Origin of the sequence: Planococcus sp. CP5-4_YE (assembly GCF_019042655.1) — a bacterium.
Classification (GTDB): Bacteria; Bacillota; Bacilli; order Bacillales_A; family Planococcaceae; genus Planococcus.
The window spans coordinates 36,483-51,374 of sequence record NZ_JAHPZO010000010.1 but is presented as its reverse complement, the minus strand read 5'-3'; the positions used below and the strand labels follow the sequence as shown (position 1 = coordinate 51,374).

Genomic DNA, 14,892 nt, shown 5'->3' with positions numbered 1-14,892 from the left:
CGTAATACGTTTTTCGCCGGCGGCCACGAGGGCACGACCGGGAAAAAGAAACTAGCTTGAGCTGAGGAGAGATGAGAAATGAATACGAAAAATCTTGTGTTAATGGCGCTGCTTGTCAGCGTCGGTGCAACATTGTATGTAATGATCCCAGGAATTAACGGCGGGATGAAACCCGACTTTATGCTGACGATGATGTTTATCGGCATCTTGCTGTTCCGTGACGTGAAAAGCGTCTTTTTGCTCGCTGTCACCACCGGAATCATTTCCGGATTGTTTTCAAGCTTTCCGGGAGGCTTTTTCCCGAATATCATCGATAAATTCGTCACCGCATTCGTCTTTTTCGCGCTCGTGTCGTTATTGAAAAAGCATGCCGCCAAGTTGCCGGTCGGCATTGCACTCACTGCTATCGGAACAGTACTGTCAGGAACCATTTTTCTGTCGGCCGCGATCTTCATCCTAGGCGCCGATATTCCGTTCACGCTGCTGCTTGCAACGGTCGTCGTTCCGGCAACTATCATGAATGGCGTTGCCTTTGCGGTCATGTTCCCGATTGTCACAGGGCTCATGAAGCGCTCGAACTTCCAAAGTTCCACAGCCACGCAGGCTCGCTAATGCCTTAAATGCCTTTCCCTTTTGCAGGGAAAGGCATTTTTTATTGAATAGCGATTCATTCCATGTTTTAATTAAGTGAAATAAAGGAAAAGAAAGATAGATACGAAAGGAGCGCTTACACTTATGAAAGTTTCGAATTTTTTTGCCGGTCTCGGTGCCGGTCTTATCGCCGGCGCCGTAACAGCCATCCTCTCCGCTCCGAAATCCGGTGAGGAATTGCGCACTTCCATCAAATCAAGCGGCTCGGAATGGAAAGAATCGATGAACGAGCTGAAAGCCCGCATTAATGAATTAAAGGAATCAATCAATCACTTGACAGAAGAGTCAAAAACTCAAGTACCAGAAGCAGTGGATGGCTTGAAAGCATCCCTTCAATCGTGGCAGGAAGATACAGCGCCAGCGAAAGAATATTTGCAACTGGAGATCAAAGCTATTCAGAACTCCATCGAACAACTGCAGGCATCCATCAGCAAAGATAAAGACGAAGAAGAGAAGAAAAAAGACAAACCGACGAAAATCGACCCAAAAAAAGCAAAAGATAAAGACGATTCCGAGACAGCTTGACCATCATTGGTCAAGCTTTTTTCTTTCGACTAAATTATTTTACTATTCTCACTTTAATTCACTTTGCTTTATTGCTATAATAAAGAAAATATTCCCGGTGAAAGTTGGTGCTCGCGTGAATGATAAAGAATATACAATGAAAGAAGCTATGCTGTACAGCCAAAGAATTGGGCAATTATCGAAAGCATTATGGAAAGCAGTGGAGAAAGATTGGCAGATGTGGATAAAACCTTATGACCTGAATATTAATGAACATCACATTTTATGGATTTCCTACCATTTGAAAGGAGCTTCCATCTCTGATGTGGCTAAGTTCGGGGTCATGCACGTTTCTACGGCTTTCAACTTTTCAAAAAAACTCGAAGAACGTGAATTGCTGTCGTTCTCGAAACGCGATACCGACAAACGCAATACATATGTAGAACTGACTCAAAAAGGCGAAGAGTTGATGCAGGAGATGATCGAACGCTATCACGATACGCCCCATTCGGTTGTCGACGGTTCCCTTCCACTGCGTAATTTATACGGGAAATTCCCTGAATTCATGGATGTCATGGCCATCATCCGCAATATTTACGGCGATGATTTCATGGAGATTTTTGAAGCCTCTTTCAAGAACATTGAGAATCGCTTCAATGAAGAAAACCATGTTTTGACGGAGAACAAAAACCCTTAAAAAACTCCAAAAAAAATATCCCTGAAGAAGCTTGCATTCCCTCAGGAAACGTTGTATTGTATGTATCGGCTCATCAACACTATACATCAATGGGAGATACGCATATGCATTGCTGGAAAACAATAAACGTCAAAAAACAATACGGCTCTGACCGCCTGTTCTTTATTTCTGCACTGATTGGCGCCGGGGTGTTCACCAGCTATTACATGCTGCTGGCCATCATGTATGCCGACCCGTTATCCGACCAGAATTTTTTGCTGTTCATGGTCGGGATGCTGGCGATCTACCCTATCCATAAACTTTTGCACCTTCTACCTTTACTCGGAAGCCGCAAATGCCTGAAAATCAGCATGCGCAAACAATTGAAGCTATGCCCGACTATTTCTTTATATATCAAAGAACCGGTCCGGAAATCACGCTTTATGCTAGCGCTTGTGACGCCATTTGCGATTATCAATACTATCATTATCGCGTTGAGCATTATGTGGCCGACCTATAGCCATTATTTTGCCATTTTGCTTGCATACCATAGCGCTTTGTCCGTTACGGATTTGATCTATATCCGTAATTTGGCACGCTCGCCGCGGCACGCACTTATCGAAGAGACGGACACTGGATTCGAGATCCTGGTGCCGCAGCCAATTGCCTGACCTGCTTTTTTCTTTCCATTTTGCTATAATGGAAGTTAAGGTCAGAGGGGAGGAAACTCATGATAGTCGCATTCGTTATAATGTTTTCCGTTTTTTACGTATTCCAAATTAATCGGATGACATTAGCACTTGTTACATCCCGGGAAATTCCCGAGGAAAACCATGAAAAGATTTTTCGTACCATTAACATATTGATTCTTATCCTGCTTGTTTCATTATATGTCGGGGTTGAATTCACCCCGTAAGCACTTGCCCGAGCAAGTGCTTTTTCTATGGAATCACTCGAAATTCCCTACTCTTTAACGGATTCGCAATTTTTTGGAACTTTTTATTTTTTCATTCGTTTATGATATAGTAACTACGGCATCTATTGAAAATACACGCAAAACAGCCTGCTGCATAACGCTTGCGGCAATCATCCTTTTGCGGAAAATCAACAGCCCACACTTATAAATTCAACTTAGATTGAAAGAAAGTTAGGAGCGAACATTGATGAAGAAATCAGCCTTTACCCTTTCCATCGCGGCAGCGGTTCTTGCACTTTCTGCATGCAGCGACAATGGTTCCGATAGCGAAGTGCTCGTCACTTCCGATGCGGGAGACGTGACAAAAGAAGAACTTTACGAAGAGATGAAAACCTCAGTCGGCGATCAAGCCATTCAAATCCTGATGATTGAAAAAGTATTGGGTGCAAACTACGAAGTATCTGATGAAGAAGTGGAAGCGGAGCTTGAGAGCAATAAAGAAGAGATGGGCGAAAACTTCGAACAATTTCTCGCTCAAAACAACCATACAGAAGAAAGCTATAAAAAAGTCATTCGCCTGAACTTGCTTCAGGAAAAAGCATTGACGGAAGACGTCGAAGTGACGGATGAAGAAATCGAGCAGCGGTACGAACGCCAAGGAACTGAATTGAATGCGCGTCATATCTTAGTTGCGGATGAAGAAACAGCCAACGAAGTGAAAACAAAACTTTACGATGGCGGTGATTTCGCTGAACTGGCGGAAGAATACTCCACTGACCCAGGATCTGCCGCTAACGGCGGTTCTCTTGATTGGTTCGGCACAGGCGCTATGGTTCCTGAATTCGAAGACGCGGCTTATTCTCTTGAAGTCGATGAAATCAGCGAACCTGTCCAGTCCCAGCACGGTTTCCACATTATCCAAGTGACTGAAAAACGTGAAGTCGAAGGCCAAGAGCCACTTGAAGACCAGCGTGAAGCTTTACGTTCTGAAATCGCCATGGCCAAAGCGGATCAATCCACACTGCTTCCGAAAGTCGCAGCTTTGATGGAAGAAGCCAATATCGACATCAAAGATGAAGAACTTGAAGGCGCATTAGATGAAATCCTCAATACAGAACCGGCTCCAGAAGAAGGAGCACCAATTGAAGAAACGGAAGAAACTCCGGCCGAATAAGCAAAACAAAACCCCCGACATCTTTGTCGGGGGTTTTTTCAGGCTGTCGAGAAAGGCAAGAAGCCGTATTTTCCGAAGCTTATCGCTCGCTTTCCTCGGGGCGGGAATCGAGCCTCCTCGTCACTTCGTTCCTGCGGGGTCTCTCAAACCCGCTGATCCCGTAGGAGTCGAGCGAACACTTCTCCAAATACTTAGAAAGATCATGGATTATTGAATGTAGAAATACCACTCCATTCTAATTCGCAATGGATTTATGGACTTCTTCAACACTCTGCAAAACCCCCGACATCTTTGTCGGGGGTTTTTATATATGGAAGAGGTTCGTGATGGAAATAGAGACGGCGACTCCTGCGGGAGCAGTGACGGAGCAAAGCGACGGAGCGACATGAGCCGAAGACCCTGCAGGAGCGCCAGCGACGAAGCGGCTGAGGCCATGCCCGCGGAAAGCGTCCGTCGTAATGGACATCAGTAATATACTAAGTATAAAAAGAGGGGCGTTTCCGAAAGCCCTGTCATCAGATTTTCGAATAGCCCCCCTCCTTTATTTCTGCATTATAGTTTCGGCTTGTAGAATGAGCGGTTATCGAGTGCGAAGACGCGTTCTGAGAACTCGCCTTCTTTCGTTTTGCCGAGCACACGGTCGAGCATCATCATTTTTGCATCAATATTGTCGATATAATGGAGGATTTCCGCCTCTTTTATCATCGGCTTTTTCGGGCTGCCCCATTCTTCCTTGCCGTGATGCGACAACACGATATGTTGGAGGACCATGACTTCTTCCCCTTCGATGCCGAGCTCTTCCGCCGCTTTTGCGATTTCGGTCACCATGATCGAGATATGGCCGAGCAGATTGCCTTCTACAGTATAAGTCGTCGCGACCGGCCCTGAAAGTTCAAAGACTTTGCCGATGTCGTGGAGAATGATTCCCGAATACAATAAATCCTTGTCCAAGCTCGGATACACTTCGCAAATCGCTTTCCCGAGCTTGAGCATCGAGACGACATGATCCGCAAGGCCAGATACATAATCGTGGTGATTGCGCGTCGCGGCCGGGAAGGTCAGGAATTGCTGCTGGTATTTCTTCAGGATATGGCGCGTGATGCGCTGGATTTGCGGGTTTTCCATCTCGAACAGGAACTTTGTCACTTCTTCGTGCAATTCATCCGCACTTTGCGCCGCCGAAGGCAAAAACTCGGCAATCGTCAAGTTCTCTTCCGGTTTTGCCGGGCGGATGCTTTTGATGCGCAGCTGGTTTTTGCCGCGGTAATTATGGATCTCCCCGCCGACTCTGACAATTGTCTCTGCCGCATACATCCGTTCATGTTCGTCTTTTGTGTCCCATAGCTTTGCCTCGATGTCACCGCTCTTGTCCTGCAGAACGAGTGACATGAATGGGTTGCCGGTCGTCGTGACGCCTTTGACCGATTGTTTGATCAGAAGAAAATCATCGACTGTCTCCCCGACAGCGCGGGTTGTAATTCCTTTTGTCATGCTTGGATGCTCCTTTCAGGATTCGCCACGTCGACTTGCTGGGCACTTGGCCAAGCTTGCCGCATCGCTTCGTGGCATGTGAAATAAATGAACTGATGGTCTGCCTGCAGCTCTTCCACTAATTTTATCACTTGCTGGCTTCTTCGGCGATCAAAATGGACGAACGGATCATCCATGATGAGCGGAAACGGATGAGATTCCTTCAAAGAAGATGCCAGCGCAAAGCGCAGTGCCAAATATGCTTGCTCTTTCGTCGCCTGGCTAAGCTCGATGATGCGGAAGCGCAAGCCGTCTTTCCGCAGCGCTTCAAAGTTCCCATCCTGGCTGAGCAGCAAGCGAACATACTCGCCGCCTGTCAATTGGGTGAAATACGATTCCGAAAGCTTTAGTACTGCCGGCAGCTTCGTTTCTTTCAATTCATCCATCGTCTGCTTGAACACTTCAACGATTGCACGGTTGACGGCCCATTCCTTAGCCGCGTCCTGGAACTCCGCTTGTTTCGCTTGCAGTTCCTGAAGTTTCATCGAATGTCCTTCGTCCGATAATAAATGTTTCGTCAATTGAAGTTTGTCTGCTTGTTCTTCCCATAACGACTGGCGTTCACCCTGCAACTTATCCAGTTGTTGCTGCGAATGCTCGAGAAATTGTTCTTCGCTCTCTTCCTCATCGCCGAGCGCAGCAGGCTTTTCCACTTCTCCGATAGCAGAAAGCTGCGACTGGATCATTTGCAATTGCTCCTGTGCGGACCTTGCTTGTTCCGATAGTTTGGCAGCGCGGTAAAATGAATCCTCATCTTCCACTGCCGCCCTTTTGAACAGTTCATCCATCGCTTCGGAAAGCTTGGCCAATCGCTCGGCGCATTTTCTGGATTGTTCCGCTAGCTGCTGATTTTTCTCGCGGATTTTTCCGGCGTGCTGGAGTTTCTGCTGTCGCACTTCCCATTCGGCACGAAGCACGCTGATGACATTGCTTGCACTTGCGGGTTTGCCGCATGCCTCCTGCGCCTGTTTTAGCCATGCTTCTCGCTCGCCTTCCAAATTCCCTATTTCTTCGGTGATGCGCTCCAGCCGGCTAGCGGTTGCATGCACATCGCGCAATTTATCAAATAACGTGAGGACGGTAGCGCGTGAAGTTTCTTCCGGAAAACCGAGCGATTGCAGCAATCGCCGGTATTCCTGCAATTCCTCACTGCTGTCTGTCTGCGGCAGCGAAGCCATTCTCCGCTTGCTTGACTCGATCGTGTCAAAGCGTTCATCAAGCCCTTTATCGTATTCCGCTAGCTTGATGAGCAAAGCTTCGTATTGTGCTTCTTGACCCCCGTAGCGTTCCACTAGACCATCTGTGCTGCCTTTCGATGATTTCCTGTCGCGCAACCAGAGCCACACTGCTGCACCCAGTGCCATAGCCGCAAGCAGCCCCGTAAAAGCGTCTGCAGAAACCACAGCGACGATCAAGCCGGCAACTCCTATGGCGCCTAGCAGAAATTGGGCTAGGCGATTAGTGGCAGCCGTTCCCGTTTGCCGTTTTTGCTGTGCTTTAGCTAATGCCAGCTGCGGCTCGATGTCGGCCCATTGTTCTGCAAGCTGCCGCTGTTCTTCGGGAGGCTCCGCTTCAAGGTATTGTTTTAAAGCGTGTTCAGCTTCTGACAGCCGTTGCCGTTCTTCTGCCAATCGGCGCTGCCCGAAAGCTTGTTCTTGTTCAGCAGTTTGCAGCGCATCCAACACGGTCTTCAATCGCTCTTCCTGTTCAAGAGATGCATCGGAGAGTAGTGCCTGCTCTTTGCTCATCCCGCATAATTTCAGTAAACGGCCGAGTTCATCCTGCAATCGGCTGCACTCTTCTTGTTTCACTTTCAATGAAGAATTCAGCTGATGCCATTCGGCTTCACGTCCGAGCAGGTCCGATAGCGAATCTGTTTCAAGCAACTCGCCGATCGGCTCCAAGCGATTGATTTCATTTTCAAGAAAAGCTGCTTCGGCCTGTAATTCGTTTTTCTGGTCGAGGAGGCGTTCATACTGGCGGATGCCTGCTTCCGGGAAATTCACCGGGCCGTTTTCCGCCAAGCGCTCGAGTTGCTGCTTGCGCGCCAACAAGGGGGCTGCTTGCTGCCATTTCTCAGCTTCTTTGATGTCTTGAATGAGGAGGCTCTCGGCGTGGCCAAGCTCCACCAAACGCTGCTTAATGTGCTCCAGCCGCTCAGTTGCCGGTCGGAAAGTGTCCGCACGCAGTTTATATTCGCGCAACTCCGCTTCAAGTTCCCTCAGTTCTTCTGTCAAACGGTTGATTAGCGGCAATTTCCCTGTTTTCTTGAATAGCTCACCCATTTCGCGTTCGAGCTGGCTTTCCATTTTCCCGGCATGGTCGACACCGGCAGTCCCGGAGGACAATAGCGTGCGCGTCAGCTCCTGTTCGGTCATTTGGTCGAGATCCTGGAGTTCATGGACAGAGAACGAATAAATCGCTTCATAGGACGCCCTGTCATATCCTCTTAATAGCTCCGAAAGCTCCGCCTCGCCTCCGCGGCGTCCGTCTTCAAACCAGACCGTCACATCGCCTGCCGATTTTCCGGCTATCCGTTCAATCACGACACGGCCATAAATGCGATCGCTCAGCTGCAGCTGGCCGCCGTATTTGCCGCCTGCTTTTGGTTCGTAGCGTTTATGCGGCTGGCTGCGTGCAGAAAAACCGAATAGCATCTGCAAGACAAATTGCTGGATGGTCGTTTTGCCCGCTTCATTCATTCCGTAGAAAACGGAGATCGGTTTGTTTAGCTCGATGGTCCTGTTTTCATGGCGGCCAAAACCGTAAATGATCAGTTTTTCTAGTTTCATCGCTGGTCCCCCAATGCCATCATCTTGCGGATTTTAGCTTCCGCTTCTGCCCTTAACTCATCTTGCAGACCGTCGTCCAGCTGCGGCAGGAAGCGACCGCTTCTCGGGTGGTTGTATAGTTCCTTCAGCGCCTGTTTCCAGTCGTTCGCCTCCCAGCTTTCCAATCGGCTGGCTAGCTGTTTGCCAAAAGGTGATAACTCCTCTGAGAGGATATTTCTGTCCAGCTGAACCTTGGATATATGGACGAAACGCTCTTCCTCACTAAGTGCTTCACGTAGAGCGTGGACAAGCTCTGCATTCGGGATATCTTCAAGCATATGAATAGTTGCCTCGTCCAGATTTTGGAGCTCCAGTTCTGCGACGAGCGCCTCGGCGTCATGCGCTTCAAGCTGTTCTTTAGCAATGCTGAATAATTCGTTCATATGCTGGACGCTGCTGCAATTGATTGTGATCCGTTCAAAGCGCACCGCTTCCGCCGCAATGAATTTCAAGTTGGCATGGCCATCCGTCAGCGCAACCTCATAAAAGCCTTTGGGGCCGGATTCTTTCCTGTTTCGCCCTTGCAGATTGCCGGGATAGACAATTGGCGGATCCATCGATAACTGCTGCCGTTTATGGATGTGGCCGAGCGCCCAATAGTCGTAGTTCTTGGCCAGCAATTGTTCTTTGCGGAACGGCGCATATACGGCGTGCTCTGTATCGCTTTCCTCAGAGCCGTGGAGCATGCCGAGCTGGATGACGCCGGCTTCTTTTCTTGGATATTGTTCAATCATCGATTCCGTGACATGACGGCGCCCGTAGCTAAACCCGGCAATTTTCACCATTGCGCCTCTCACTTCTAGCGCGATATTTTCTACGCTGTCTTGGAACACATGGACATTCGGCGGTAGTTCAAAACTAGCCGCCCCCCCACTTAAATGATCGTGGTTGCCATGGCTTAAAATAACCGGGATGCCCGCTTCATGCAATTGCTCCATGCCTTGTTGAAACCGGTGCTGAGCGCGCAGATTGCGGTCTTCCCCGTCGTAGATGTCCCCAACAATCAATAAAAAATCAGGCCGCGTTTCAAGCGTATAGGACATTAACCGTCCAAAAGCGGCCAATGTGCTGTTCTGCAATGTTTTCCATTGCTCGGCACCCAAGCTTTTCATGCCGCTGAACGGGCTGCCGAGATGTAAATCAGCACTGTGGATAAATCGAATGCTTGCCATCGTGATCCCCTTTTCAAAAGCGAATATTTGTTCTTATCTTACCATTTCCGTGAGCGAAAAAAAACTGCCTACGGAAACTTCCCGTAAGCAGTATCTTTATTATTTCTCGTTGCCAAGCTTGATTGCCCGGCGGATATCTTTCAGCGACTGCGATGAGCCGTACATCAAGACACCGCCGCGGTAAACGCGGGCACCAAACCAGCCGAGTATGCCGATCGTCAACAGCATGATCGCAATCGACAATAGCGGTTCCCATAACGGAATATCCAGCAGGCCGACACGCAAGAACATGACGAGCGGCGCGAAAAACGGAATATAGGAAGCGACCGTTACATAACCTGCTTCCGGCATAGAGATGCCTGAGAACGCGATGAATGAGGCAATGATGATTAAAATCATCATTGGCAGCATCAACTGCTGAACGTCCTCAGTCCGGCTGACGAGCGAGCCGAGCAACGCCGCAAGCACGGCGTAGAGGAAATAGCCCAGCAAAAAGAACAGGATCGCGTAGAAGAACGTACTGAATTTCACTTCCGAAAAGCCCATGACGCTAAATACACCTTCCGTCAGGTCCGAGCCTGAACTTTGAATTGCTAAATAGCCGGCAACTGCGAAAATCATCATCTGCAAAATGCCGAGCGAGCCGATGCCTGCAATCTTCGCAAACATATGCTTGACCGGCGAGACGCTGGAAATCAAAATTTCCATGACGCGCGAGGATTTTTCGTTCGCTACTTCCATGGCGATCATATTCGGATAGTAAATAACCGCGATATAGATGACCATGATTAAAATATAGACGAGGCCGCGCGCTTGGCTTAATTCTTCCTGTGATTTGGAAGATTCGGCAAGCGCTTCCCGCTCCATTTCAACTGGCGCAAACAACTGGGCAAGCTCCGTTTCTTCGAGCTCCAGCTGCTCGGCTACCCTTGCCGTCTGCAAGCTCTGGAGCGCGTTTTCAACTTCTGCCGCTTGAGCCGATTCAGTGGCGGACTCCGCTATATAACGGGCAGTAATGCCATCATCGCCCTCGAGAACAAGAAAAGCATCCATTTCGCCTGCTTCCACATCCGCCCTCAATTGTTCTTCAGAAAGCGCACTCGCTTCTAATTGAATGGCGCTGTCTTGCTGGTCGAGCTGCGCTTGCAAGGCTTCCGTATACTGCCCCGTTTCATCCACCACTTGAAGCGTTTGCTGTGAATTATCGTCTCCATCGAATGACTCGATGATCGATGGTAGATTTGCCAGCAGGAAAAATGAAGCGACAACGACCAGCGTGGTGATCATGAACGACTTCGTCATCGCTTTCGTTTTGAATGCCTGTTTGAAAATGATCCAGAAACTATACATGGGCACGCCCCACCTTTTCAATGAAAATCTCTTCGAGGCTTGGCTCTTCTAACGCAAACTGGCGCACAGGTCCGAGCTCTAAGGCACGGGCGAGCAAATCTTGGCCGACCGCTTCATCTGCAATGCGGAATACGCCGCCACTTCGCTGAGGGGTGAATTTCTCGACGCCTGGTAATTCACTGAGCGCTGTGATATCGGCGTCTGTGTGGATGCGGACGTTCTGTTTGCCGAATGTGCGCTTCACTTCCCGTATCGAGCCGTGGACAACCACCTTCCCTTTGTCCAAGATACTCATGTCGTCGCATAATTCTTCGACATGGTCCATGCGGTGGCTCGAGAAGACAATGGTCGCCCCTTGCTTTTGAAAATCGAGTATCGCTTTTTTTCAGCATTTCCACATTGACAGGATCCAGCCCGGAAAACGGCTCGTCCAAAATCAATAGTTTTGGGTTATGTAATAGAGACGCGATCAACTGGATTTTCTGCTGATTGCCTTTCGATAATTCTTCCACTTTTTTATTGGCGTAATGGGGCACTTCAAAGCGCTCCAGCCAATCCTTAGCACCTTGTTCCGCCTGTTTTTTATCCATGCGCCGCAGCCTTGCCAAATAGACAAGTTGATCCTGTACTTTCATCTTCGGGTACAAGCCGCGTTCTTCCGGTAAATAACCAATATCCGGGCTGTCTGCGTAGCTGATGCGGCGCCCTTGCCATAGCACCTCGCCTTGTGTCGGTGTAAGCAATCCAAGCGCCATGCGAAAAGTTGTCGTCTTGCCAGCCCCGTTTGCCCCGAGAAAGCCATGCATTTGTCCTTCAGCGACATCGAGGGAAATATCATCTACAGCTGTAAAACTACCAAATCGTTTTGTTGCATTTCTAATCGATAAAGTCATTATTAACTTCCCCTTTCCACCTTTATATACGGCAGCGAAGTCGAAATGTTTCAAAACTGCAGGACATTTCCACTTAAACCCTTTATACTGAAACTGAATATCCGTTCAGAAAGGGGTGCCGAATATGAGAACTTATAAATTAACTGCTTTCGAAAAAACCGGCAAATTGATCGAAGAAGAAACTTTCACTGCCGAAAACGATGATGAAGCAAAAGAAAAAGGCCGTGCGCTGCTCGAAGAAAAAGCGCTGACCGAAAAAACCCACCGGCTCGCATCGCCAGCTGGCAAACTCTTGTTGTTCCATACCTAAAAAACACGGCAGTCGCCGTGTTTTTTCTTTTGATCCATTTTGCTGCAAAAAAAAGCATGGCGGAAACCCGCCATGCTTTTCAAAGTGTTGAAGAAGTTCGTGTTCCACTATGAACAATAAGGAGATCATATATTCTACATTCAAAATCAATGTTCTGTCTAAGTATTTGGAGAAGCGTTTGCTCGTAAAACCTTCTGCTCAATAATGCTGCGCATTACTTCGCAAAGATAAGCTCTCACATAGTTCGATCTTATCTTTCCTGTGGGAGCAGCGAAGCGACGGGTTTGAGAGACCCCGCAGGCAATGAATGAGCGAAGCAGTGCTGAGTTCAGTCATTTGCGATACTCGAACGAAGTGAGAGTTGAGCACAAGGGTTTCGATAGCGGCTGAGGAGGCTCGATTCCCGCCCCACGGAAAGCGAGCAATAAGCTTCGGAAAATACGTCTTCTAACCTTTCTCGACAGCCTGTGAAGAATGGCGGAAACCCGCCATTCTTTTCATTTTCCTTTAAAAGCAGGTTTGCGCTTTTCGACGAAGGCTTGTATGCCTTCGATATGGTCTGCCGTTTTACGCATCGCCGATTGACCTGCCGCTTCACCTGCCAGCACTTCATCCAACTCGGCTAGCTTCATGCCGTGCAAGATTTCTTTCGATTTCAGCATCGCTGCTACCGGAGAAGCGAGCACTTCATGCGCATATTTCTCCGCTTGCTCCAAGCCCCTGCCTTCCGCCGTCACTTCTTCGATCAAGCCTTTGGCGAGGGCGTCATGCGCTTTTAGCACTTGCCCTGCCCAAATCAATTGCTTCGCCCTTGGCACTCCGACACGTTCTTTCAAGAAGAAATGGCCGCCTCCGTCCGGGATCAGCCCAATACCGATGAAATTCATCGCTAATTTGCTGCTTTCTTCCGCTACCACATGGTCGCAGGCAAGCGCCATGCTGAAGCCGAGCCCTGCAGAGGCGCCATGGACAGCGGCAATCGTGACTTGAGGCAGCGTGTAAAGAGCTCTCGCTAAGCGGCTGACATCTTCCATGACCGCATCGATATCCATCGGATTGTCGGGATTGACCATTTCCTTGATATCGCCACCGGCCGAAAAAGCACGCCCCGTCCCGTAAATAATCAGCGCGTGCACCGAATGGTCATTTTTCAAGCTTTCGAAGCAATCCGCAAGCTCCCCCATCATTTTCGCGTTCATGGCATTCATTGAATCCGGACGGTTCAGCACCAAGTAAGCCAAACGCCCATTTTTTTTCAGCATAATCGTTTGATACATAAGAAAAAGACACCCCTTCGTAAAAATGAATTATCATTCATCTTTACGTATTCGGTGTCTTTTTCTAAAATCCTTTTTTGTTAAGAATTACATGCTTTCATAAAGTTCTTGCACTGGCTTGATCAAAACACGGTTTACTTCTTCGATCATTTGGCTAAGTGCCATTTCAGCTTCAAGCATAGACAAGATTTTCGGGTTTTCCTGAGCTGCTTGTGCAGTCGCTTGAGCCCCCATCATTTCTTCTTCAGTAATCTCTTCACCTTGCTGTTGTTTTTGCTGCAATGTAACTTGCAAGTCGCGGAATTTCTTGAACAATTCGTTCGCTTCGCTATCTGCCGTTACTTGTGCAACCGCTTCTTGAAGTTTTTGAAATTCCTCTGTTGAACGGAACGATGATTCTAATTTGTTGATGTCGTCATAAATGTTTACTGCCATGTAAATCTCTCCTCTACCCTAAATTCAGCACCGTGACGAGCAAACCCTGGAATATGCCGATAAAGCCCCCCAGAAATGCGCCCAGTACCGTGATCATCTTGAATTCTCTCCGTGAAATCCCAAGCACCAATTCTTCCAATCGGCTGAGCGGCAGAGAATCGACTTGCTGCTTGACCATATTTTCCATGTCGATTTTCAATATGGCCTCTTCTAACTTCTGCTCTCCCATTTCAAACGCGAAGTCCGTAATGAGAGGCGTAATATTGACACTTGTCCATTCTAACCCCCGAGGCCATGTCTCTGCAAGTGATGTGTCTAGTCTTGCGGAAATGCCTGCTTGGTCGCGGACATATTGCTTGATGGATGCAATTGCCGGTTCTGCATCAAATTCCTTCAAGAGCTCATCTGCCTGCTTATCCTGGAGCTTTTCCCATTCGCGGAATGCCAATGTGCCAAGCAGCTCGAAAGTTTTTGGCGAGTTGAGGAATTTGATGATTTCTGATTGGGTCTTGTTCGTAATAGACTGCGAATCGCCGAATAAATTATGAAGCACTGTGCCGAAGCGGCCGCGCGACACCAAAAATTCATCCAATAAACTTTTGACGGTCTGGCGTCCTGCAGGAGATGCGAAATAATCCGAGCCCCTGTCGATGGCGTATTTAACACCGCCAAAGATTTTTTCTTCGATTCCCGGCTTCCAAGCTTCCGGCAGCAACTCCCTGACCGTTTTGCCGGCAATATATGCTTCGACAGCATCCCGGTTGCGGTCAACCAACCCGTCGAGCTTCGCTTCAATCTTTCTATCAATATCTTGTTGATTGGCAAGGTCCAGCCATTCATTGAACGTGCGGGGCGAGGAAAACAGATGCAAGTCCAATTGGCGATTGAGCCAATTCTCGGTTTTCTTATGCATCGCCTCATTGAAAAATCGCTTCTTAAACGTTTCCGGCGTCAGTAAATGTTCGACCACGGTACGGCCGAGCTGGCGCGACAATTCATCCCGTCGCTTCGGAATCAGCCCTGGCGTAAACGGCAGGCGAAACTTGCCGATGTATTTCGCTTCGTATGGCCAGAACAGCATTTTGATCGCCAAATGGTTGGTCATGCCGCCAATTAAGGCACCAATCAAGGCCATCAGCATTAATGTCAGTAGAATATTCAACTAAGGTCACT

Annotated in this window: 14 protein-coding genes and 1 pseudogene; 7 read left to right on the top strand and 8 right to left on the bottom strand. The window is 48.4% G+C overall.

Features of this window, described 5'->3' with window-relative positions:
* Window positions 1–78 precede the first annotated feature (78 nt).
* The 6 genes from KTG14_RS12105 to KTG14_RS12085 all read left to right on the top strand — a co-directional run bounded on the left by KTG14_RS12105 (window position 79) and on the right by KTG14_RS12085 (window position 3,921).
* A complete protein-coding gene (locus KTG14_RS12105) occupies window positions 79–612 on the top strand; it encodes a tryptophan transporter (protein WP_216971170.1) in 534 nt (177 codons plus the stop codon).
* 123 nt (window positions 613–735) lie between these two features.
* Entirely contained in the window at window positions 736–1,176 is a 441-nt protein-coding gene (locus KTG14_RS12100; RefSeq protein ID WP_216971169.1) for a YtxH domain-containing protein, read from the top strand.
* Window positions 1,177–1,291: 115 nt separating this feature from the next.
* Window positions 1,292–1,852: an HTH-type transcriptional regulator Hpr gene (locus tag KTG14_RS12095; protein WP_068465618.1), complete on the top strand. Its 561-nt coding sequence runs from the start codon at window positions 1,292–1,294 to the stop codon at window positions 1,850–1,852.
* 104 nt (window positions 1,853–1,956) lie between these two features.
* The gene (locus tag KTG14_RS12090) at window positions 1,957–2,502 is read left to right on the top strand and encodes a DUF3267 domain-containing protein (protein ID WP_216971168.1); all 546 of its coding nucleotides are present in this window, start codon (window positions 1,957–1,959) and stop codon (window positions 2,500–2,502) included.
* Between the two features lie 59 nt (window positions 2,503–2,561).
* A complete protein-coding gene (locus tag KTG14_RS17860; RefSeq protein ID WP_058381297.1) occupies window positions 2,562–2,747 on the top strand; it encodes a hypothetical protein in 186 nt (61 codons plus the stop codon).
* A gap of 247 nt (window positions 2,748–2,994) precedes the next feature.
* Window positions 2,995–3,921, top strand: coding sequence for a peptidylprolyl isomerase (locus tag KTG14_RS12085; RefSeq protein WP_216971167.1), 927 nt, complete (start codon window positions 2,995–2,997; stop codon window positions 3,919–3,921).
* A 552-nt stretch (window positions 3,922–4,473) separates the two neighbouring features.
* On the opposite strand, the gene yhaM is transcribed toward KTG14_RS12085, so the two are convergent.
* From yhaM to KTG14_RS12060, 5 genes and pseudogenes are all read right to left on the bottom strand, one after another.
* A complete protein-coding gene (gene yhaM, locus KTG14_RS12080) occupies window positions 4,474–5,412 on the bottom strand; it encodes a 3'-5' exoribonuclease YhaM (RefSeq protein WP_058381299.1) in 939 nt (312 codons plus the stop codon).
* Window positions 5,409–8,243: an ATP-binding protein gene (locus KTG14_RS12075; RefSeq protein WP_216971166.1), complete on the bottom strand. Its 2,835-nt coding sequence runs from the start codon at window positions 8,241–8,243 to the stop codon at window positions 5,409–5,411. Before KTG14_RS12075 ends, yhaM begins: the two co-directional genes overlap by 4 nt.
* The gene (locus tag KTG14_RS12070) at window positions 8,240–9,454 is read right to left on the bottom strand and encodes a metallophosphoesterase family protein (RefSeq protein ID WP_216971165.1); all 1,215 of its coding nucleotides are present in this window, start codon (window positions 9,452–9,454) and stop codon (window positions 8,240–8,242) included. The genes KTG14_RS12075 and KTG14_RS12070 overlap by 4 nt, the downstream gene beginning before the upstream one ends.
* 99 nt (window positions 9,455–9,553) lie before the next feature.
* A complete protein-coding gene (locus KTG14_RS12065) occupies window positions 9,554–10,804 on the bottom strand; it encodes an ABC transporter permease (protein ID WP_216971164.1) in 1,251 nt (416 codons plus the stop codon).
* Window positions 10,797–11,697, bottom strand: a pseudogene (locus KTG14_RS12060) (ABC transporter ATP-binding protein). The gene KTG14_RS12065 and the pseudogene KTG14_RS12060 overlap by 8 nt, the downstream one beginning before the upstream one ends.
* Before the next feature lie 124 nt (window positions 11,698–11,821).
* Here KTG14_RS12060 and KTG14_RS12055 point away from each other — a divergent pair.
* Window positions 11,822–12,007, top strand: a complete 186-nt coding sequence (locus KTG14_RS12055; protein WP_216971163.1) for a YhzD family protein — start codon at window positions 11,822–11,824, stop codon at window positions 12,005–12,007.
* Window positions 12,008–12,504: 497 nt separating this feature from the next.
* On the opposite strand, the gene KTG14_RS12050 is transcribed toward KTG14_RS12055, so the two are convergent.
* The 3 genes from KTG14_RS12050 to KTG14_RS12040 all read right to left on the bottom strand — a co-directional run bounded on the left by KTG14_RS12050 (window position 12,505) and on the right by KTG14_RS12040 (window position 14,881).
* Window positions 12,505–13,284, bottom strand: a complete 780-nt coding sequence (locus tag KTG14_RS12050; protein WP_216971162.1) for an enoyl-CoA hydratase — start codon at window positions 13,282–13,284, stop codon at window positions 12,505–12,507.
* An 87-nt stretch (window positions 13,285–13,371) separates the two neighbouring features.
* Entirely contained in the window at window positions 13,372–13,719 is a 348-nt protein-coding gene (locus KTG14_RS12045) for a YlbF family regulator (RefSeq protein WP_121301008.1), read from the bottom strand.
* 13 nt (window positions 13,720–13,732) lie between these two features.
* A complete protein-coding gene (locus KTG14_RS12040; protein WP_254178140.1) occupies window positions 13,733–14,881 on the bottom strand; it encodes a DUF445 domain-containing protein in 1,149 nt (382 codons plus the stop codon).
* Window positions 14,882–14,892: the final 11 nt, after the last annotated feature.

Coding starts and splice junctions, on each gene's coding strand:
- KTG14_RS12070 (WP_216971165.1), bottom strand. CDS start 9,454: ATGGCAAGCATTCGATTTATCCACAGTGCTGATTTACATCTCGGCAGC.
- KTG14_RS12055 (WP_216971163.1), top strand. CDS start 11,822: ATGAGAACTTATAAATTAACTGCTTTCGAAAAAACCGGCAAATTGATC.
- KTG14_RS12100 (WP_216971169.1), top strand. CDS start 736: ATGAAAGTTTCGAATTTTTTTGCCGGTCTCGGTGCCGGTCTTATCGCC.
- KTG14_RS17860 (WP_058381297.1), top strand. CDS start 2,562: ATGATAGTCGCATTCGTTATAATGTTTTCCGTTTTTTACGTATTCCAA.
- KTG14_RS12045 (WP_121301008.1), bottom strand. CDS start 13,719: ATGGCAGTAAACATTTATGACGACATCAACAAATTAGAATCATCGTTC.
- KTG14_RS12090 (WP_216971168.1), top strand. CDS start 1,957: ATGCATTGCTGGAAAACAATAAACGTCAAAAAACAATACGGCTCTGAC.
- KTG14_RS12075 (WP_216971166.1), bottom strand. CDS start 8,243: ATGAAACTAGAAAAACTGATCATTTACGGTTTTGGCCGCCATGAAAAC.
- KTG14_RS12050 (WP_216971162.1), bottom strand. CDS start 13,284: ATGTATCAAACGATTATGCTGAAAAAAAATGGGCGTTTGGCTTACTTG.
- KTG14_RS12105 (WP_216971170.1), top strand. CDS start 79: ATGAATACGAAAAATCTTGTGTTAATGGCGCTGCTTGTCAGCGTCGGT.
- KTG14_RS12085 (WP_216971167.1), top strand. CDS start 2,995: ATGAAGAAATCAGCCTTTACCCTTTCCATCGCGGCAGCGGTTCTTGCA.
- yhaM (WP_058381299.1), bottom strand. CDS start 5,412: ATGACAAAAGGAATTACAACCCGCGCTGTCGGGGAGACAGTCGATGAT.
- KTG14_RS12065 (WP_216971164.1), bottom strand. CDS start 10,804: ATGTATAGTTTCTGGATCATTTTCAAACAGGCATTCAAAACGAAAGCG.